General features: G+C 68.1%; 16 protein-coding genes. 5 read left to right on the forward strand and 11 right to left on the reverse strand.

Translation table 11 applies throughout. The annotated features are described in order from the left end of the window. Positions 1-39 precede the first annotated feature (39 nt). Complete coding sequence (gene metH / locus Q8S30_RS10150) at positions 40-3,807, reverse strand: methionine synthase (protein WP_305665907.1); 3,768 nt, start codon at positions 3,805-3,807, stop codon at positions 40-42. 216 nt (positions 3,808-4,023) lie between these two features. Here metH and Q8S30_RS10155 point away from each other — a divergent pair, with 216 nt between their 5' ends. Beyond that, positions 4,024-4,947, forward strand: coding sequence for a DMT family transporter (locus Q8S30_RS10155; protein ID WP_305665908.1), 924 nt, complete (start codon positions 4,024-4,026; stop codon positions 4,945-4,947). Positions 4,948-4,950: 3 nt separating this feature from the next. Here Q8S30_RS10155 and dtd read toward each other — a convergent pair whose 3' ends face one another. The 9 genes from dtd to Q8S30_RS10200 all read right to left on the reverse strand — a co-directional run bounded on the left by dtd (position 4,951) and on the right by Q8S30_RS10200 (position 14,080). Beyond that, on the reverse strand, positions 4,951-5,409 hold the full coding sequence (gene dtd / locus Q8S30_RS10160) for a D-aminoacyl-tRNA deacylase (RefSeq protein WP_305665909.1): 459 nt from the start codon (positions 5,407-5,409) through the stop codon (positions 4,951-4,953). Next, positions 5,409-6,344, reverse strand: a complete 936-nt coding sequence (locus Q8S30_RS10165) for a carbohydrate kinase (RefSeq protein WP_305665910.1) — start codon at positions 6,342-6,344, stop codon at positions 5,409-5,411. The genes dtd and Q8S30_RS10165 overlap by 1 nt, the downstream gene beginning before the upstream one ends. Positions 6,345-6,419: 75 nt before the next feature. After that, positions 6,420-7,520 carry a primosomal protein N' (replication factor Y) - superfamily II helicase gene (locus tag Q8S30_RS10170; protein ID WP_305665911.1) on the reverse strand — a complete coding sequence of 367 codons (1,101 nt, stop codon included), beginning with the start codon at positions 7,518-7,520 and terminating at the stop codon, positions 6,420-6,422. Positions 7,521-7,524: 4 nt separating this feature from the next. Beyond that, entirely contained in the window at positions 7,525-8,655 is a 1,131-nt protein-coding gene (locus Q8S30_RS10175) for an SPFH domain-containing protein (RefSeq protein WP_305665912.1), read from the reverse strand. Between the two features lie 24 nt (positions 8,656-8,679). Further along, positions 8,680-9,642, reverse strand: a complete 963-nt coding sequence (locus Q8S30_RS10180; RefSeq protein ID WP_305665913.1) for a DUF2927 domain-containing protein — start codon at positions 9,640-9,642, stop codon at positions 8,680-8,682. Positions 9,643-9,645: 3 nt separating this feature from the next. Further along, positions 9,646-10,830 (reverse strand): toxic anion resistance protein, encoded by a 1,185-nt coding sequence (locus Q8S30_RS10185; RefSeq protein WP_305665914.1) that lies wholly within the window; start codon positions 10,828-10,830, stop codon positions 9,646-9,648. 49 nt (positions 10,831-10,879) lie between these two features. Next, complete coding sequence (locus tag Q8S30_RS10190; protein WP_305665915.1) at positions 10,880-11,791, reverse strand: 5-bromo-4-chloroindolyl phosphate hydrolysis family protein; 912 nt, start codon at positions 11,789-11,791, stop codon at positions 10,880-10,882. Further along, positions 11,791-12,000, reverse strand: coding sequence for a hypothetical protein (locus tag Q8S30_RS10195; protein WP_305665916.1), 210 nt, complete (start codon positions 11,998-12,000; stop codon positions 11,791-11,793). Before Q8S30_RS10195 ends, Q8S30_RS10190 begins: the two co-directional genes overlap by 1 nt. 157 nt (positions 12,001-12,157) lie before the next feature. Further along, positions 12,158-14,080: a pseudouridine synthase gene (locus Q8S30_RS10200; RefSeq protein ID WP_305665917.1), complete on the reverse strand. Its 1,923-nt coding sequence runs from the start codon at positions 14,078-14,080 to the stop codon at positions 12,158-12,160. A 139-nt stretch (positions 14,081-14,219) separates the two neighbouring features. Between Q8S30_RS10200 and Q8S30_RS10205 the strand changes: the two genes are divergently transcribed. Then, positions 14,220-14,693 (forward strand): nucleoside deaminase, encoded by a 474-nt coding sequence (locus Q8S30_RS10205; protein WP_305665918.1) that lies wholly within the window; start codon positions 14,220-14,222, stop codon positions 14,691-14,693. A 149-nt stretch (positions 14,694-14,842) separates the two neighbouring features. On the opposite strand, the gene Q8S30_RS10210 is transcribed toward Q8S30_RS10205, so the two are convergent. Beyond that, a complete protein-coding gene (locus tag Q8S30_RS10210) occupies positions 14,843-15,526 on the reverse strand; it encodes a metal-dependent hydrolase (RefSeq protein WP_305665919.1) in 684 nt (227 codons plus the stop codon). Positions 15,527-15,606: 80 nt separating this feature from the next. Between Q8S30_RS10210 and Q8S30_RS10215 the strand changes: the two genes are divergently transcribed. Genes Q8S30_RS10215 through gatA form a run of 3 tightly spaced genes read left to right on the forward strand, consistent with a single transcriptional unit; the run spans position 15,607 to position 18,094 of the window. After that, positions 15,607-16,281, forward strand: coding sequence for a ceramidase domain-containing protein (locus tag Q8S30_RS10215; RefSeq protein ID WP_305665920.1), 675 nt, complete (start codon positions 15,607-15,609; stop codon positions 16,279-16,281). A gap of 41 nt (positions 16,282-16,322) precedes the next feature. After that, the gene (gatC, locus tag Q8S30_RS10220) at positions 16,323-16,610 is read left to right on the forward strand and encodes an Asp-tRNA(Asn)/Glu-tRNA(Gln) amidotransferase subunit GatC (protein WP_305665921.1); all 288 of its coding nucleotides are present in this window, start codon (positions 16,323-16,325) and stop codon (positions 16,608-16,610) included. After that, positions 16,607-18,094 carry an Asp-tRNA(Asn)/Glu-tRNA(Gln) amidotransferase subunit GatA gene (gatA, locus tag Q8S30_RS10225; protein ID WP_305665922.1) on the forward strand — a complete coding sequence of 496 codons (1,488 nt, stop codon included), beginning with the start codon at positions 16,607-16,609 and terminating at the stop codon, positions 18,092-18,094. Before gatC ends, gatA begins: the two co-directional genes overlap by 4 nt. Positions 18,095-18,112: the final 18 nt, after the last annotated feature.

The raw sequence follows: 18,112 nt of genomic DNA on the forward strand, positions 1-18,112 counted from the left end.
CTCGCCCCCCGTGCTTAAGCCGGCCTTAACGCCTGCGCCCTATTCCGCCGCCATCGCCGGCTGCGGAATGTAGTTCAGCACCGGCGCCAGCCAGCGCTCCGCCTCGGCCACGTCCATGCCCTTGCGCAGCGCATAATCCACCACCTGATCGTGCTCGACCTTCGCCACCCCGAAGTAATAGCTCTCCGGATGCCCCAGATAGAGGCCGGACACTGACGATCCCGGCCACATCGCAAAGCTTTCCGTCAGCCGCACGCCTGTCGCCGCCTCGGCATCCAGCAGATCGAAGACGGTGGTCTTCTCGGTATGGTCGGGCTGCGCCGGGTAGCCCGGGGCAGGGCGGATGCCGCGGTAAGGCTCGCCGATCAGCGCGTCGGGCGCAAACTCCTCCTCGGGCGCATAGCCCCAGAACTCTCGCCGCACCTTTTCGTGCATCCGCTCGGCAAAAGCCTCGGCAAAGCGGTCGGCCAGCGCCTTCACGAGAATGGCTGAGTAATCGTCATTCGCCCGCTCGAAGCGCTGCGCGATGGCGACCTCCTCGATCCCTGACGTCACCACGAAGGCCCCGACGTAGTCGGGCACCGAGCCAACCGGCGCTACGAAGTCCGACAGCGCCACATTGGGCCGCCCGTCGCGTTTGGCAACCTGCTGGCGCAGGGTGTGCAGGGTGGCACGCTCCACCTGCCGGTCCTCGCCGGTGAACAGGCGGATGTCATCGCCCACCGCATTCGCCGGCCAGAAGCCCACCACGGCGCGGGGCTGGAACCAGCGTTCCGCGATGATGCGTCGCAGCATTCCCTGCGCATCCTCGAACAGCTGGCGGGCGGCGGCGCCCTGCGCCTCATCCTCCAGGATCCGCGGATAGACGCCCTTCAGCTCCCATGTCTGGAAGAACGGCGTCCAGTCGATATAGCGCGCCAGCTCTGCCAGATCCCAGTCGTCAAAGCTTCGGGTGCCCAGGAAGGACGGCGCGGGCACCTTGTAGCCGCTCCAGTCCAGCTTCAGCGCATTGGCCCGCGCGGCCGCCAACGGCAGTCGCTTCTTGTCGGCTTCATTGCGGGCATGGCGGTCCGCGACCTGCCGGTATTCGGCGCGCACATCGGCCACATAGCCGTCCTTCTGCTGCGGCGACAGCAGCGCCGAGACGACACCCACCGCCCGGCTGGCATCGGTCACATAGACCGCCTGACCCTTGCCATAGCGCGGGTGGATCTTCACCGCGGTATGCACCCGGCTGGTCGTCGCCCCGCCGATCAGCAGCGGAATGTCGAAGCCCTCGCGCTCCATCTCGGCCGCCACATGCGCCATCTCGTCAAGCGAGGGGGTGATGAGGCCGGAAAGCCCGATGATATCCACCTTCTCGGCCCGGGCCGTCTCAAGGATCTTCGCCGCGGACACCATCACGCCCAGATCGATGATCTCGTAATTGTTGCAGGCCAGCACGACGCCGACGATGTTCTTGCCGATGTCATGCACATCGCCCTTCACCGTCGCCATCAGCACCTTGCCGGCGCTCTCGCGCCCCTCGCCCCCCGACAGGCGCTTTTCCTCGTCCATGTAGGGCAGCAGCACCGCCACCGCCTGCTTCATCACCCGCGCCGATTTCACCACCTGCGGCAGGAACATCTTGCCCGCGCCGAAGAGGTCGCCCACCACGTTCATCCCCGCCATCAGCGGGCCCTCGATCACATGCAGCGGGCGCGCGGCCACAAGCCGCGCCTCTTCGGTATCGGCCTCGATGAATTCGGTGATGCCGTTGACCAGCGCATGTTCCAGCCGCTTTTCCACCGGCCATTCCCGCCAGAGCAGATCGCGCTCCTTCGCCTCGCGCGCGCCGGTGCCCTTGAAGCGCTCGGCGATCTCCAGCAGCCGTTCGGTCGCGGACCCGCCCGCCTTGGGCTGGCGGTTCAGCACTACATCCTCGCAGGCCTCGCGCAGCTCGGCATCGATGCTGTCCAGCACCGCCAGCTGACCGGCATTGACGATGCCCATGTCCATCCCGACCTGGATGGCGTGGTAGAGGAACACCGCATGCATCGCCTCGCGCACGGGTTCATTGCCGCGGAAGCTGAAGGAAAGGTTCGACACGCCGCCCGAGATATGGACATGGGGCAGGGTGCCCGTGATCCGCCGCGTGGCCTCGATGAAATCGACGCCGTAATTGTCATGCTCCTCGATCCCCGTCGCCACGGCAAAGACGTTGGGGTCGAAGATGATATCCTCGGGCGGGAAGCCTACCGCTTCGGTCAGCAGCTTGTAGGCGCGGGTGCAGATTTCCACCTTCCGTACCTCGGTATCGGCCTGGCCCTGCTCGTCGAAGGCCATCACCACCACGGCGGCGCCGTAGGCCCGGCAGAGGCGCGCGTGATGCAGGAAGGCTTCCTCGCCCTCCTTCATGCTGATCGAGTTGACGATGGGCTTGCCCTGCACGCATTTCAGCCCCGCCTCGATCACCTCCCATTTGGAGCTGTCGATCATCACCGGCACCCGGGCGATATCCGGCTCTGCGGCAATCAGGTTCAGGTAATCGACCATCGCCTGTTTGGAGTCGATCAGCCCCTCGTCCATGTTCACGTCGATGATCTGCGCGCCGTTTTCGACCTGGTCGCGCGCCACATCCAGCGCGGCGGCATAATCGCCTGCCGTAATCAGCTTGCGGAACTTGGCCGAACCAGTGACGTTCGTGCGCTCGCCCACGTTCACAAAGGGGATGTCGGGCGTCAGCACGAAGGGCTCCAGCCCCGACAGCCGCATCATCGGCGCCTGCTCGGGAATGGCGCGCGGCGGGTATTTCGCCACCGCCGCCGCAATGGCGCGGATATGGTCCGGGGTAGAGCCGCAGCAGCCGCCCACCACGTTCAGCAGGCCATCGCGGGCAAATTCCTCGATCTGCGCCGCCATCGCCTCGGGGCTTTCGTCATACTGGCCGAACTCGTTGGGCAGCCCGGCATTGGGATAGGCGCAGGTGAAGGTATCGGCCACGCCCGAGATTTCGGCCAGATGCCCGCGCATCGCCGCCGCCCCAAGCGCGCAGTTGAGGCCGATGGTGAAGGGCGCGGCATGGCGGACGGAGTGCCAGAAGGCGGTCGGCGTCTGCCCGGAAAGGGTGCGGCCCGAAAGGTCGGTGATCGTGCCGGAAATCATCACCGGCAGCCGCACACCCGTTTCGACGAACACCTCCTCGCAGGCAAAGATCGCCGCCTTGGCGTTCAGCGTGTCGAAGATCGTCTCGATCAGCAGCAGGTCGGCGCCGCCCTTCATCAGGCCGCGGATCTGCTCGCCATAGGCAATGCGCAAATCGTCAAACGAAACAGCGCGGTAGCCGGGGTTGTTCACGTCGGGCGAGATCGACGCGGTCCGGTTCGTCGGCCCCAAGGCGCCGGCCACAAACCGCTCGCGCCCGTCAACCGCCGTGGCCCGGTCCAGCGCCTGCCGCACCAGCCGCGCGCCCTGCACGTTCAGGTCATGCACCGCATGTTCCATGCCGTAATCGGCCTGCGCGATGCTGGTGGACGAAAAGGTGTTGGTCTCGACGATATCCGCCCCCGCCATCGCATAGCGATAGTGGATCTCCTCGATCGCCTCGGGCTGGGTCAGGATCAGCAGGTCATTGTTGCCCTGCTGAGGATGGTCGCTATGGTGATGGCAGGCGCAACCCGACCCGTGCCCGGTAAACGCCGCCTCATCGAGCCCCAGGTTCTGGATCTGCGTGCCCATCGCCCCGTCGAGGATCAGGATCCGTTCCCGCGCGGCAGCCTCCAGCCGGCGGAACACGTCGGAACGGGTGGGGATCTGGGTCTCGGTCATCTGGGCACGTCTCCTGCGGCCCCGCCGAAACCCGGCGCGGCCAATCCCGCCTTCTAGACCAATGGGCAGCATTAGTGAAATTCATGTTGGTCATGTTGATTATGCATCGATCTCATGTTCGTCACCCTGCATACAGCCGCAAGCGCCCCGCCGGCCCTTGCAACCCCCCGCCGCTGAAGGCTTTATGCCCGCAACCCGCGCATCAGGAGACCCATCATGCAGCCGCTTCGGGGCATCGCCCTCAAGATCTGTGCCGTCATCGTGTTCATGGCGATGGCCTCGCTGGTCAAGCTGGTCTCGGTAGAGATCCCGCCGGGCGAGACGGTGTTCTTCCGCTCTGCCTTCGCGCTGCCGGTGATCCTGGTCTGGCTGGCCGTCACCGGCGATCTGCGCGCCGGCGTCGCCACCTCCAATCCGCTCGGGCATTTCTGGCGCGGGCTGATGGGCACCGGCGCCATGGCCTGCGGCTTTGCCGGGCTCGGCCTGCTGCCGCTGCCCGAGGTCACGGCCATCGGCTACGCCGCGCCGCTGCTGACGGTGATCTTCGCCGCGATGTTCCTGGGCGAGCAGATCCGCGCCTTCCGCATCATCGCGGTCGGTTTGGGGCTGGTCGGCGTGATGATCGTGCTCTCGCCGCGTCTGACCGCCCTGCGCAGCGGCGATGTGGTGGCGACAGAGGCGTTCGGCGCGATGGTGGTGTTGATCGGCGCCGTCTTCACCGCGCTGGCGCAGGTCTTCGTACGCAAGCTGGTGGCCGAGGAGCGCACGACCGCCATCGTCTTCTGGTTCTCGGTCAACTCTGCCCTGCTGTCGCTGATCTCGCTGCCCTGGGGCTGGGTCATCCCCGCGCCCGGCACACTGGTGCTGCTGATCCTGACGGGGCTTCTGGGCGGGGTGGGGCAGGTGCTGCTCACCTCCTCCTACCGCTATGCCGATGCCTCGGTGATCGCGCCCTTCGAGTATTTCTCGATGATCCTGGCGCTGCTGGTCGGCTATTTCGCCTTTGGCGAGACGCCGACGCTGGTGGTGCTGTTCGGGGCCGCGCTGGTCGTCTCCGCCGGCATCATCATCATCTGGCGCGAACGGCAACTGGGGCTGGAGCGGGCGCGGCAACGCCGGTCGATGACGCCGCAGGGGTAGGGGTCAGGCGCCCCGCGCCCTGTCCGCCGTATCCATCCAGATCGTCACCGGCCCGTCATTGACCAACGCCACCTGCATGTCGGCGCCGAACTCGCCATTGGCGACGGTGAAGCCAAGCGCGCGCAGGTCGCTGGAGAATTGCTCGTAGAGCCTGCGGCCCTCCTCGGGCGGGGCGGCAGTGGAAAAGCCGGGGCGGTTGCCGCGCGAGGTGTCGGCGGCCAGGGTGAACTGGCTGACGACCAGCGCGGCGCCCCCGGCCTCGGCCAGCGCGAGGTTCATCTTGCCGGACTCGTCCTTGAAGATCCGCAGCTTGGCGATGCGGGCGGCCAGCGCGGCGGCCTCGGCCTCGCCATCGCCCTGCATGGCGCAGACGAGGATCAGCAGGCCCGGCCCGATCTCGCCGGTCACACGGCCGCCCACGCTCACCCGAGCCTCGCTGACCCGCTGGATCAGGGCGCGCATCAGCCAGCGGCCCGCGGCAGCTCATCCGCGAAGGGCGGGTTGGCCCCGGCGCGCGAGACGGTGACGGCGGCGGCGCGGTTGCCAAGGTCCAGCGCGGCGCGCAGCGTGTCCGCACCAAGCGCGGCGACGCCAGCCTTGGTCAGCGCCCCGGCCTGGTGCAGCGCGGCAAGGATGCCTGCGTTGAACGTGTCGCCCGCGCCCACGGTATCGGCCACCGTCACCTTGAGGCCCGGCGCGAAGATGGCCTGATCCGCGGTGAAGGCATGCGCCCCCGCGGCACCCTCGGTCACGAACACCGCCTTGGGCCCCGCCTCCAGCAGCCAAGCCGCCAGCGCCGGGATCTCGCCCGGCCCGGCCAGCCAGCGCAGATCCTCATCCGACAGTTTCACGATATCGGCGGCGGCGATCATCCGGGCGATGCGGGCGCGGTAGGCGGGCTCATCGCTGATGAACGAGGGGCGGATATTGGGGTCGATCATCGCCACGCGGGCAGGCGCCTCGCGCAGGAACAGCGCCTCATAGGCGGCGCCGCCCGGCTCTACCATCAGGCTGATCCCGCCGCAGAAGATGGCTGTCACCGCATCCGGCAGCGCGGGCATCTCCTCCGCTGTCAGCATCCGCCCGGCGGTGTTCTCGTCATAGAAGGCATAGCTCGCCTGACCGTTCACCAGCCGCACGAAGGCCAGCGTCGTCGGCAGGTCGCTGCGGATGGCCAGCGAGGTGTCCACGCCCGAGGCAGCCAAGGAGGCCTCCAGCATCTGCCCGAAGAGGTCGGTCGACAGGCCCGACAGGAACCCCGCCGGCGCGCCAAGGCGGCCAAGGGCGATGGCGGTGTTGAACACCGCGCCGCCGGGATAGGGCGCGAAGGCCGGCTCGCCCGCGGCGCTTGTCCGCGGCAGCATGTCGATCAGCGCCTCGCCGCAGCTCAGGATCATGGTCGCCTCCGTGGGTGTGATAGCGGTAACGCCGCCGTGTCATAGCGCCTTTGCCGGGGCTGCGACAAGCCCGGCTCAGTTTTGCGACAGCAGCGCAATCGCCCCCGCCACCAGCAGCGCCAGCAGCACCGCGAAGGCGATCTTCCAGGGCGAGTAGGGCCGCTCGCCCTGCACCTTGCCGGTCTGGCCATTGACGACGAAGCGGAAGCTGCGGCCGCGATACTTATAGGCGGCGGTCCAGACCGGCAGCAGGACATGCTTGAACGTCTCATTGTAATGCGTTGTGTTGATTGCGGAAACCCGCTGCTCATCTCCGCCGATATCGGCCCGCACATCGCCGTGGATCACCCCCGCCATGATCTCGCGCGCGACCCCGTGACCCTCGGGCAGCGTGACCGTATAGCCCTCGGCCAGAAAGCCCGACAGGTAGTCCTCGCGGTAGGGCACCAGCGCGCCGAGGTCCCAGGGTTGCAGCGCATCGGTATGGCTGCGCGGCAGGCTTTTCGCGGCCAGCACCAGAAGATCATCGAACTTCCGCGCGACGGCGCCAGAGGCGGCGCGCCAGCGGGTGTGGCGCACCTGCTCGGTCCGCTGCTGCGACTTGCCGTTGACGGTGACTGTGCGGGTGCGCGTCTCGTAGTAGTAGTCGCCGCGCTGGCCGGTATAGCGGCTGCGGGTATCGGCGTCGAAGGTCCAGAACGGGGTGTAAATGCCCTGAATGCGCCGCCCCTTGCGCGCATAGTCGCCAAGGCCAGAGGGCGCGAACCAGCGCGCCTTGAGCCAGCGGCCAAGCGCCTCGCGCGCGGCTTCCTCGGTCACCGCGAAGGGGATCAAGCCCTGGGGCTTGATGCTGCGGCTGGTGCCGGTATCCACCACCACCGGCGTCGCGCAGAACGGGCATTCGGCGGCGTGGCGTTCGCCCGTGAACTCCACCACCGCGCCGCAATTGGGGCAATGGGTGGTGCGATGCTCGGCCACCGCCTCGCGCGGCAGGTCGGCCGACAGCCCGTCCTGCAGGTCCAGCTCCACAAGGCCGGTGCGGGACAGCTTGTCCTCGGCCTCGGGCACCTCCTGCGCATGGCCGCAATGGGCGCAGACCATGCGGGTCTGCCCGGGGGCATAGCGCAGGTCGGCGCCGCATTGCTCGCAGGGGTAGTGGTGTTCGCGGGCTGGCAAGATGTCAGGCTCCCGGCAGCGGCAGGGGCGGCGGCACCTCGGCGAAGACCGGCGCCAGCGCGGCGACCTCGCCCGCAGGCTCCCATCCGGCCATGCCCGCCGACCAGACCAGCGTCGCGCGGGTCAGCGCGCCCGAGGCGGCCATGCCGCGCAGCGCGTCCATCCCGAACGGGCCCTTGCTGGCCCCGTCCTCCACCAGATGGAACTGCGCGCCGCCCGGCACCGGGGGCGGCACCGCCCCTTGCCCGGCCTGCGCGACCGCACCCTTCGGCGCGCCCCACGGCCCCGCGGCCGCCGCCATCTGGCTGCCCATCGCCATGCCAAGCCCGGCGCCGATCCCCGCGCCCATGCCGGAGTCCGGCGTACCCGCCGCCACGCCCATGGCTTCCGCCGCCGAGAATTGCGCGTAGCGGCTGAGGTCCCCGACGATCCCCATCGAAGTGCGCTTGTCCAGCGCCTGCTCCACCGCCTCGGGCAGCGAGATATTCTCGACATAAAGCTCGGGGATCGACAGGCCATAGCCCGCGATGGTCGGCGAGATCGCGGTAGTGACGATACGCGAGAAGTCGGCGGTGTTCCCGGCCATGTCCAGCACCGGGATGCCGCTGGTCGTCACCACGCGCGAGAATTCCTGCACGATCACGTTGCGGATATGCTCGGAGACCTCGTCGGCGGTGAACTCGCCATCGGTGCCGACGATTTCCTTCAGGAACAGCCCTGGATCGGTGACGCGCATCGAATAGCTGCCAAAGGCCCGCAGCCGCAGCGGCCCGAACTCGGGGTCCCGCGCCATCACCGGGTTCTTGGTGCCCCATTTCAGCCCGTTGAAGCGCACGGTCGAGACGAAATAGATCTCGGATTTGAACGGCGACTGGAAGGCATGGTCCCAGTGCTGAAGGGTTGTCATCACCGGCATGTTGTTGGTTTCAAGCTGGTAGAGGCCCGGCCCGAACACATCGGCCAGCTGGCCTTCATGCACGAACACCGCTGCCTGCCCCTCGCGCACCGTCAGCTTGGCGCCATACTTGATCGCATGGCCCTCGCGTTCAAAGCGCCAGACCATCGTGTCGCGGGTGTCATCCGTCCAGTGGATGACGTCGATGAACTCGCCCCGCAGAAAATCGAAAATGCTCATACCTGTTCCTCCACAAGGGTCGGCTCAGCTTTCGCCGCCGATCAGTTCATAGGCCATTGTCTCCACGATCGGCCGCGCCTCTTGCGGGGTCATCCCCGGGCGCAGGCGCTTGTCGTAGAGCATCTTCAGAAGCAATTCGTCATGCCGGGTCAGCAGCGCGAATTCCTCGTCATCGTTGAAGATCGAGGGCCGCGCCGAGGGGCTGTCATTCGCCAGACCCAGCCCCTGCGCCACTTCCTCGTGAATGCAGGACAGGCGCATGCGGTCCGGATGTTCGGCCCGGATCACCGCCACGGCGCGGGTATAGGTGCTGCTCTGGCCTTGCGAGAAGGCGAAGACCACGCAGAAGGTCGAGGCAGGCAGGTCGAGGATCGTCGCGATGGACACCGGGTCGATCCCCGGGACCAGCTGCGCCAGCCGGCTGCCATAGCCGCGCCGCTCATCCTCGTTCAGGATCAGCACATGGTAATTGGCGCTGGCGCCACTTGCCATGCTGATCGGGTGGTCGCTGGCGCGCGACAGCTGCGCGGCATAGGCCTGCAGCGACGCGCGGTCGGCGGCGCGCTGCGCCTCGGGCACGGCCACCCCGAACTCTACCGCAATCCGCACCGGCTGCTCCCAGCGGCGCAGCCGGCTGGCGGTATTCTGCGCCACGAAGGTGCCATTGCGCATGACATATTCGTCGTAAAGCGCGATACGGATGAAGTTCTCGGCCAGCTGCCGGTCGTTGAACGGCGTGTCGGGTCCGCCGCCATCGCTGCGCATCAACCCGCGCGACAGCAGCGTCGCCTCGACCCGCGCCAGCCGCGCCCGCATCGCCGCACTGGCGGGCGAGGGCGCCGCCACCGCCGGGGCCGCGCGTTCAGGCCGCGTCGGCGGCACCGGCGCCGAGACCGGCGCCGCAGTCTCGCAAGCCGTCAGCAGCCCTGCCATCAGCAGGGCCGCTGCCGCACGCAGCCTCGGGCGCTGGCGAAGGCGGCGCGCCATCGGTCAGACAGAAGTGCCGATATTGGCGCCGGTGCCGGTCTTGCGGGCACTGGCCGAGGCGAGGGTGTCGCGCAGTTCCGCCTCCATCTTCTGCAGCTCGGTCTCGGCGCTGGCGCGGCGGGCCTTGCCTTCATCGGCAATGCGCAGGCTGTCCTCGATGGTGGCGATCAGCTCGGCATTGGCGATCTTCACCGCCTCGATGTCGAACACGCCGCGCTCCATCTCGGTGCGCACGGTGGCGTTTGCGGTGCGCAGGTTCTTGGCATTGGCCGTCAGCAGCTCGTTGGTCAGGTCATTGGCCTCGCGCACCGCAGCCGCGGCCTCGGTGGAGCGCTGGATGGTCACCGCCTGCGCCAGCTGCGTCTCCCACAGCGGCACGGTGTTGACCAAGGTGGAGTTGATCTTGGTCACCAGGCTCTTGTCATTCTCCTGCACCAGCCGGATCGAGGGCAGGGATTGCATCGTCACCTGCCGCGTCAGCTTCAGGTCATGCACCCGGCGTTCCAGATCGTCGCGGGCGGCGCGGATGTCGCGCAGCTCTTGCGCGGCCATCACCTGCTCAGCCTCGGGCGCGGCGGCGACTTCGGCTTCCTTGGCCGGGATCACGGTGCCGTCGATCTCGCGCAGCTTCTCGGTCCCGGCAGCGATGTAGACCGCCAGCTGGTCATAGAAGGCGAGGGTCTTTTCATAGAGCATGTCCAGCGACTTGATGTCCTTCAGCAGCTTGTGCTCATGCCCCAGCAGGGTGCCCGTGATCTTGTCGATCTGGCCCTGCACATCCTCGAACCGGGCCACGAAATTGGCAAAGGGCGCGCCGCGACCCAGCAGCTTTTCCCACCAGCTGGCCTTGCGGCGCACGTCGAGCTCGGACACCGAGAAGCCGCGGATGGTGCTGACGATGTCGCGCAGGCTATCGCCCGCCGGGCCGACATCCTTGTTCTTCACATCGGCCAGCATCGCCTGGCTGATCTGCTGCAGTTCCGCCTGCGCGGCAGACCCGAAGTTCACGATCGAACCGCTATCGGCCAGATTGATCTCGCCCATCGCCTTGCGGATATTGTCGGCGACCGGCGGCGGCGCCTCTTGCAGCGCCACGATGGCGGTGCCGGGCTGCGGCAGGATGGTGGCGGTCAGCGCCTCGACCTCGGCAAGGTCGGCGGCGGCTTGCTGGCGGGTGGTGTCGGTCATGCGGATCGTCCCTTTTACCCTGGTGCCTGTCAGGGCACCCTTGTCTCTGTCACTTGTCGTCGCGCAGAAGCCCCTCGCGGGCCAGCCTGTCGCGCAGCACGTCGATCTCGACCGTCAGGTCGCTGCGGTCGTCCAGCAGCAGCGTCTGGCTGCGGGCGGCGAAATTCGCCTCCAGCTCATCCAGGAACGCCTCATATTGCACGCGTGCGTCAGTATCACGGCTGCGCAGCCACAGATCGGTGAACTTCACCGTCGCATTGCGCGCACCCTCCAGATAGACGCCCAGCCAACGCCGCGCCGCGGTCAGGTCGCGCGGATCGTTCTCGACCCGGGCGAACATCTCGCGCACGGTGGTTTCAAAACGGGCGACGCGGGCGATCAGCGCCCGGTCGCCGGTGCGAAGGATCGCCTCGCGCATCGCGGTCAGATGCCGCTCGCCTTCATCCAGCACCCGCGCCACCCGGCCTGACTGAAAGGCATCGACGCCCGCCGCCAGCTTGTCGCGCAGCGGATCGGCGCCGAAGGCCAGCACATGCAGCACCGCCGCAACCACGCCGAAGATCGCCGGGGCCAGCACCGCGCCAGCATCGGCGGGCGCGCCGGGCGAGATTGTGGCCAGCGCGACGCCCGTGCCGCTCAGCACCGCGCCGAACAGCTTGCGCGGGATCGCCGGGCGCCTTGCGGTGGCGCGCGCATCGAAGGCCGCCTGCGCCCGCACCCCTTCCGAGGTCAGCCAGGCGCCGCCCCACAGCACCGCCAGCGCCGTGAGGTCCGTCGCCAGCTCCAGCGCGCCGCCGGAGAATGCGGTGAACAGCAGGGGGACGGGGGCCAGGAACAGCAGGTTGCGCCGCGCCCGCATCGGGTCTGGCCCGCGCGCGCGGCGAAGTTCGGGAGTGTCGGGTTCGGGGCGCGGCCTTGCCTCGCCGCCCGGCGAGTAGCGTCCGCCAAAGCGCTGCGCCATCAGAGCCCCTCCAGCCAACCCGCCGAAGTGCCGGCGATCAGCACGAACAGCGCCGCATAGGCCAGCTTCGGCACGGCGCCGGTGCCCTGCACCTGACCGGGCGCGGCGGGCTCGGAGCTGCGCGCGAGCCCTGCGGCAAACCGCCCGACCCACAGCACGGCTGCCACCAGCACGGCAGCCAGCACGACGACAAGGACAAGTCTCTGCATCGGCACCCCGATCCGGCCAGTATTTCTTGGCGCTTTCGCTCACGCGGCGAAGGCCTCCGCAGGCATCATATGAGATGCCCGGCGCGGGGGCCAGCACCAAGGCAAACGGCCGGAGCGTTCCCGCCCGGCCGTTGCTGCAGTGCTTATAAGGCGTCCGTCACCGAGGCCCGCGCGGCCCTTTGGGCGCCCCGCCCTGGCCGCCACCCGCCCGAGGCTTGCCCCCGAACCCGCCGGGCTTGCCACCCGGCTTGCCCGCAAAGCTGCGCGCCTTGTCGCCGTCCGTGCGGGGCTTGCCGGCATAGGCCGGTTTGTCGCCATAGGTCCGCGGCTTGTCGCCGTCGGTCCGGGGTTTGCCTGCGTAGGCCGGCTTGTCGCCATAGGTCCGCGGCTTGTCACCGTCCGCGCGCGGCTTGCCTGCATAGGCCGGCTTATCGCCGTAGGTCCGGCGCTCGCCGCCACCCTCGGCGCGAGGCTTGCCGCCATAAGCGGGTTTGTCGCCATCAGCGCGCGGCTTGCCAGCGTAAGCCGGCTTGTCGCTATAGCTCCGACGCTCGCCACCGGCACCCTCGGCGCGCGGCTTCCCGCCGTAAGCGGGTTTGTCGCCATAGGTCCGCGGCTTGTCACCATCCGTGCGAGGCTTGCCCGCATAGGCCGGCTTGTCCCCGTAGCTGCGACGCTCGCCACCGGCACCCTCGGCCCGCGGCTTCCCGCCGTAAGCGGGTTTGTCGCCATAGGTCCGCGGCTTGTCGCCATCGGCACGAGGCTTGCCAGCGTAAGCCGGCTTGTCGCCATAGCTCCGGCGTTCGCCATCAGCGCCCTCGGCCCGGGGCTTCCCGCCATAAGCCGGTTTGTCCCCATACGAGCGCGGCTTGTCGCCATCCGCGCGAGGCTTGCCAGCGTAAGCCGGCTTGTCGCCATAGGCAGGTTTGTCCCCGAAGCTCCGCGGCTTGTCACCATAACTCCGGCGTTCCCCGCCAGCACCCTCCGCGCGAGGCTTCGCACCGTAGGCCGGCTTGTCACCAAAGCTCCGCGGCTTGTCGCCGAAACTGCGACGCTCCCCGCCCGCACCTTCCGCCCGAGGCTTCGCGCCGTAAGCGGGCTTGTCCCCGTAGGCAGGCTTGTCACCGAAGCTCCGCGGCTTGTCCCCAAAGCTCCGCCGCTCACCGCCCTCGGCCCCGTCCCGCGATCCGGCAAAGCGTGGCTTGTCGCCATATCGGCGCTCGCCGCCACCCTCGCGGCTGACGCGGGCCGGGCGGGCGCCGCCGCCGGTGCGCGCACCCCCACGGGCCTCGTTGCGGGCGGCCTGCTTGGCCTCCTCGCGCTCTTCCGCGCCGGGCAGCAGCGGGCCGAGCTGGTCGCGCATCACCTTGGCCTTCACCTCGGTCACGTCGCCGGGGTTCATGTCGTTCAGCCGGAACGGGCCATAGCTGACGCGGATCAGCCGGTTCACCGTCAGCCCCACCACCGTCATCGCCCGCCGGATCTCGCGGTTCTTGCCCTCGCGGATGCCGACGGTCAGCCAGGCATTGGCGCCCTGCTGGCGGTCCAGCTCCACTTCCATCGGCAGGAACTCGTCGCCCTCGATGGTCAGGCCACGGCGCAGCGGATCGAAGGTGGCATTGTTCGGCTGGCCATTCACCCGCACGCGGTACTTGCGCAGCCAGCCGGTCTCCGGCAGCTCCAGCGCCCGCTTGAGGTCACCATCATTGGTCAGCAGCAGCAGCCCTTCGGAATTGAGGTCGAGCCGCCCGACACTCATCACCCGCGGCATCCCCTCGGGCATGGTGTCGAACACGGTCTGGCGGCCCTTCTCGTCCTTCTCGGTGGTGACGAGGCCGAGCGGCTTGTAATAGAGCCAGAGCCGCGTCGGCTGCTTCTCGTCGATGGGCTTGTTGTCCAGCGTCACCCGGTCATTCGGGCCGACATCCAGCGCCGGGCTGTCGATGACCTTGCCATTCACGGCCACGCGGCCGGCGACGATCATCTTTTCCGCATCGCGGCGCGAGGCGATGCCGACGCGCGCCATCAGCTTGGCAATGCGCTCGCCGTTGGAGGCGTCGGGTTTTCCGGTGTCGGACATGGGTCTCTCCTTGAGAATGCGGCGACATCTCGTCGCGACTGCAAAGTGCAAGCGGCCCCTCTACAGCAAAGCGGCCGCCAAGAAAAGCGTCTTGCACAGGAGGCTTGCACGCGGGCCGGGGCCGGGGCATCAAGCAAGGATGACCCCATTCCGCAGCCATATGGACGCCGCCCTTGCCGAGGCCCGGGCCGCGGGTGCGCGCGGCGAGGTGCCCGTGGGCGCGGTGGTGGTCTCGCCCGAGGGCCGCATCGTCGCCGCCGCCGGCAACCGCACCCGTGAGACCTCGGACCCCACCGCCCATGCCGAAATTCTCGCCCTCCGCGCCGCCTGCGCCGCTTTGGGCTCCGAACGCCTCCCGGGCCATGACCTCTACGTCACGCTGGAGCCTTGCCCGATGTGCGCCGCCGCCATCGGCTTCGCCCGCATCGCGCGGCTCTATTACGGTGCCGCAGACCCCAAATCCGGCGGCGTCGCCCAAGGTGCCCGGGTCTTCGCCCACCCGCAATGCCACCATGCGCCCGAGGTCTATGACGGCATCGGAGGCGAGGATGCGGAACGGCTGCTGAAGGACTTCTTCGCCGGGCGAAGGGGAGGGGGCGCTGCCCCCTCTTGAGCCTGCGGCTCAATTCACCCCCGGGATACTTGGACCAGAACGAATAGCAGACTCTCCCATATTCGTTTTGGCCCAAATATCCCGGGGGTGCGGGGGCTGGCCCCCGCTGCCTTGATCTGTGCGGGGGCTGGCCCCCGCTGGCGCACCGCCTACAGCGTGATCGCCACCAGCACCTCCGGCTCGATCACGTCCACCCCCGGCAGCGCCGCGGCCAGGGGTGCGGCGGACTGCGCCAGCAGCGGGAAGGTGCGGTAGTGGCAGGGGATCACGGTCTTGAAGTCGAAGAACTTCTTCGCCGCATAGGCCGCGCGGTGCATGTCCATCGTGTAATGCCCGCCGCAGGACAGGATGCCGATATCGGGCGCGTGCAGGTCGTTGAACACGGCCATGTCGGCCATCACATCGGTATCGCCCGAGACATAGATCACATGGCCCTCGCCGGCGATCATGTAGCCCGACTCGGTGCCCGCATAGACCGGGCCAGCGTCCGAGGATACCGAGGAGGAATGCGTGGCATGGACCATCGTCACCTTGGCCCCGGCCAGATCGACGGTGCCGCCCTTGTTGAACTCGATGCCCTTTTTCGCCTTTAGCAGGCCCACCAGCTCGGGGATGCCCACCACCGGAATATCCAGCTCTGCCGCGATGGCGGCGGCGTCGCCGGCATGATCGCCATGGCCGTGGGTCAGCAGCACATGGGTCGCGCCCGCCAGCGCTTCGGCGCGGCGATCCGCGGGGAACATCGGGTTGCCGGTCAGCCAGGGGTCCAGCAGCAGCACCGCCCCCTCGATCTGGATGCGAAAGCCCGAATGGCCAAGCCAGGTGATCTGCATTTGCACTGCTCCGTGTTGCGTCTACCTTTGCCAAGGTAGGCGCCAGGCGGCGGATTGGAATAGGCAAGGCGGAGGCAGGCATGAACTGGACCGAGGCGATCGACGCCTATTGCGAGCGCACGGGGCCTGAATATTGGTCCGAGCCGGTGAACGCGCTCACCAACCTCGCCTTCATCCTTGCGGCGGCGATCATGTGGCGGCGCTGTCAGGGCCCCGGCATGGCGATTGGCCGGGCGATGTGCGCGGTGCTGGCAGTGATCGGCATCGGCTCGTGGCTGTTCCACACCCATGCCACCGCCTGGGCCAGCACCGCCGATGTGCTGCCGATCCTTGGCTTCATCCTGCTCTATGTCTTCGCCGCCAGCCGGGATTTCCTTGGGTTCAAACCCTGGCAGGCCGGGCTGGCAACCGCCGCCTTCATTCCCTACGCCGCCTTGACCGTCCCGCTCTGGCAAAAAGTGCCCGGCCTCGGCTCCTCCTCCGGCTATGCGCCCGTCCCGGTGCTGATCCTGCTCTTCGCCCTCCTCATGCGCCACCGCGATCCCGCCACAGCCCGCGGCCTCGCGCTTGGCGCGGGCATCCTCATCGTCTCGCTCACCTTCCGCACCATCGACGAGCCCCTCTGCGCCGCGATCCCGCTTGGCACGCATTTCATGTGGCACATCCTCAACGGTCTCATGCTGGGCTGGATGATCGAGGTCTGGCGCCGTCACCGTGCGCGGCGGATGCTTGCAGCGGGGGCCGTGCCCGCGTAAACCCGGCACGGCACAGCATCCGGCGCAAGGGAGACACCCCCATGTCCATCGACATCGACACCGCAAGGCGGGTGGCGCATCTGGCGCGCATCGCCGTGAAGGAACAGGACCTGCCCGCGCTTGCGGGCGAGCTTTCGGGCATCCTCACCTTCATGGAACAGCTGAACGAGGTCGATGTGACCGGGATCGAACCGATGACCTCTGTCACCCCGATGCGGCTCAAGCGCCGCGCCGATGTGGTGACCGATGGTGGCCAGCCCGGAGCCGTGCTCTCCAACGCCCCCGATGCCCGCGAGGGCTTCTTTGCCGTGCCGAAGGTGATGGAATGACCGCGCTGAACCAGTTGACCATCGCAGAGGCCCGCGACGCGCTGCGCAAGGGTGAGACGACCTCGCTCGCCCTCACCGAGGCCTGCCTTGCCGCCATCGAGGGCGCCGGCGCGCTGAACGCCTTTGTCCACCACACGCCCGAGATTGCCCGCGAGCAGGCGAAGGCCGCCGATGCGCGGCTGGCTGCAGGCGAGGCGCCCGCGATGTGCGGCATCCCGCTGGGGATCAAGGACCTGTTCTGCACGAAGGGCGTGCCCTCGCAGGCCGCGTCCAACATCCTCAAGGGCTTCCGTCCCGAGTATGAATCCACCGTCACGTCCCAGCTGTTCGGCGCGGGCGCGGTGATGCTGGGCAAGCTGAACATGGACGAGTTTGCCATGGGCAGCTCCAACGAATCCTCCTGCTACGGCAATGCCGTGAACCCCTGGCGCCGCGGCAATGACACGGCCGAGCTGACCCCCGGCGGATCGTCGGGCGGGTCCGCCGCCGCCGTCGCCGCTGACCTCTGCCTTGCCGCCACCGGCACCGATACCGGCGGATCGATCCGCCAGCCCGCCGCCTTCACCGGCATCGTCGGCATCAAGCCGACCTATGGCCGCGTCAGCCGCTGGGGCATCGTCGCCTTTGCCTCCAGCCTCGATCAGGCCGGGCCGATGACCAAGACCGTGCGCGATGCTGCGATCATGCTGGGCGCGATGGCTGGGCCCGATGCCAAGGACAGCACCTGCTCCGACCTGCCGGTGCCCGACTTCGAGGCGGCGCTGACCGGCGACATCCGCGGCAAGAAGATCGGCATCCCGCGCGAATACCGCATGGACGGGATGCCCGCCGAGATCGAGAAGCTCTGGTCCGACGGCGCCGCGATGCTGAAGGATGCGGGCGCCGAGATCGTGGATATCTCCCTGCCGCATACCAAATACGCGCTGCCCGCCTATTACGTCGTCGCCCCTGCCGAAGCCTCCAGCAACCTCGCCCGCTATGACGGGGTGCGCTATGGCCACCGCGCCAGGCTGGGGCAGGGCGATGGCATCACCGAGATGTATGAAAAGACCCGCGCCGAGGGCTTTGGCAAAGAGGTGCAGCGCCGGGTGATGATCGGCACCTATGTGCTGTCGGCGGGCTTCTACGACGCCTATTTCAACCGCGCCCGCAAGGTCCGCACCCTGATCAAGCGCGACTTCGAGCTGGCCTTCGCGGGTGGCATCGACGCGATCCTGACGCCCGCCACGCCGTCCAGCGCCTTTGGCCTTGGCGAGATGGCCGATGCCGATCCGGTGGCGATGTATCTGCTCGACGTGTTCACCGTCACCGTCAACCTCGCCGGCCTGCCGGGCATCGCGGTGCCGACCGGGCTTGACGGGCGCGGGTTGCCGCTGGGGCTGCAGCTGATCGGCCGGCCGTGGGAGGAGGGCGACCTTCTCAATCACGCCTATGTGCTGGAGCGTGCGGCGGGCTTCGTTTCCAAACCGGCGAAATGGTGGTAAGCGGCGCGATTGCCAGAA

Origin of the sequence: Frigidibacter sp., from assembly GCF_030695035.1 — a bacterium.
GTDB lineage: Bacteria > Pseudomonadota > Alphaproteobacteria > Rhodobacterales > Rhodobacteraceae > Frigidibacter.

What these genes read in the sequence shown, in the direction of transcription:
- Q8S30_RS10185 (WP_305665914.1), bottom strand. Translation starts at nt 10,830, where the DNA reads ATGACCGACACCACCCGCCAGCAAGCCGCCGCCGACCTTGCCGAGGTC.
- Q8S30_RS10195 (WP_305665916.1), bottom strand. Translation starts at nt 12,000, where the DNA reads ATGCAGAGACTTGTCCTTGTCGTCGTGCTGGCTGCCGTGCTGGTGGCA.
- Q8S30_RS10180 (WP_305665913.1), bottom strand. Translation starts at nt 9,642, where the DNA reads ATGGCGCGCCGCCTTCGCCAGCGCCCGAGGCTGCGTGCGGCAGCGGCC.
- Q8S30_RS10215 (WP_305665920.1), top strand. Translation starts at nt 15,607, where the DNA reads ATGAACTGGACCGAGGCGATCGACGCCTATTGCGAGCGCACGGGGCCT.
- Q8S30_RS10200 (WP_305665917.1), bottom strand. Translation starts at nt 14,080, where the DNA reads ATGTCCGACACCGGAAAACCCGACGCCTCCAACGGCGAGCGCATTGCC.
- Q8S30_RS10210 (WP_305665919.1), bottom strand. Translation starts at nt 15,526, where the DNA reads ATGCAGATCACCTGGCTTGGCCATTCGGGCTTTCGCATCCAGATCGAG.
- Q8S30_RS10155 (WP_305665908.1), top strand. Translation starts at nt 4,024, where the DNA reads ATGCAGCCGCTTCGGGGCATCGCCCTCAAGATCTGTGCCGTCATCGTG.
- dtd (WP_305665909.1), bottom strand. Translation starts at nt 5,409, where the DNA reads ATGCGCGCCCTGATCCAGCGGGTCAGCGAGGCTCGGGTGAGCGTGGGC.
- Q8S30_RS10175 (WP_305665912.1), bottom strand. Translation starts at nt 8,655, where the DNA reads ATGAGCATTTTCGATTTTCTGCGGGGCGAGTTCATCGACGTCATCCAC.
- Q8S30_RS10165 (WP_305665910.1), bottom strand. Translation starts at nt 6,344, where the DNA reads ATGATCCTGAGCTGCGGCGAGGCGCTGATCGACATGCTGCCGCGGACA.
- Q8S30_RS10190 (WP_305665915.1), bottom strand. Translation starts at nt 11,791, where the DNA reads ATGGCGCAGCGCTTTGGCGGACGCTACTCGCCGGGCGGCGAGGCAAGG.
- metH (WP_305665907.1), bottom strand. Translation starts at nt 3,807, where the DNA reads ATGACCGAGACCCAGATCCCCACCCGTTCCGACGTGTTCCGCCGGCTG.
- gatA (WP_305665922.1), top strand. Translation starts at nt 16,607, where the DNA reads ATGACCGCGCTGAACCAGTTGACCATCGCAGAGGCCCGCGACGCGCTG.
- Q8S30_RS10205 (WP_305665918.1), top strand. Translation starts at nt 14,220, where the DNA reads ATGACCCCATTCCGCAGCCATATGGACGCCGCCCTTGCCGAGGCCCGG.
- gatC (WP_305665921.1), top strand. Translation starts at nt 16,323, where the DNA reads ATGTCCATCGACATCGACACCGCAAGGCGGGTGGCGCATCTGGCGCGC.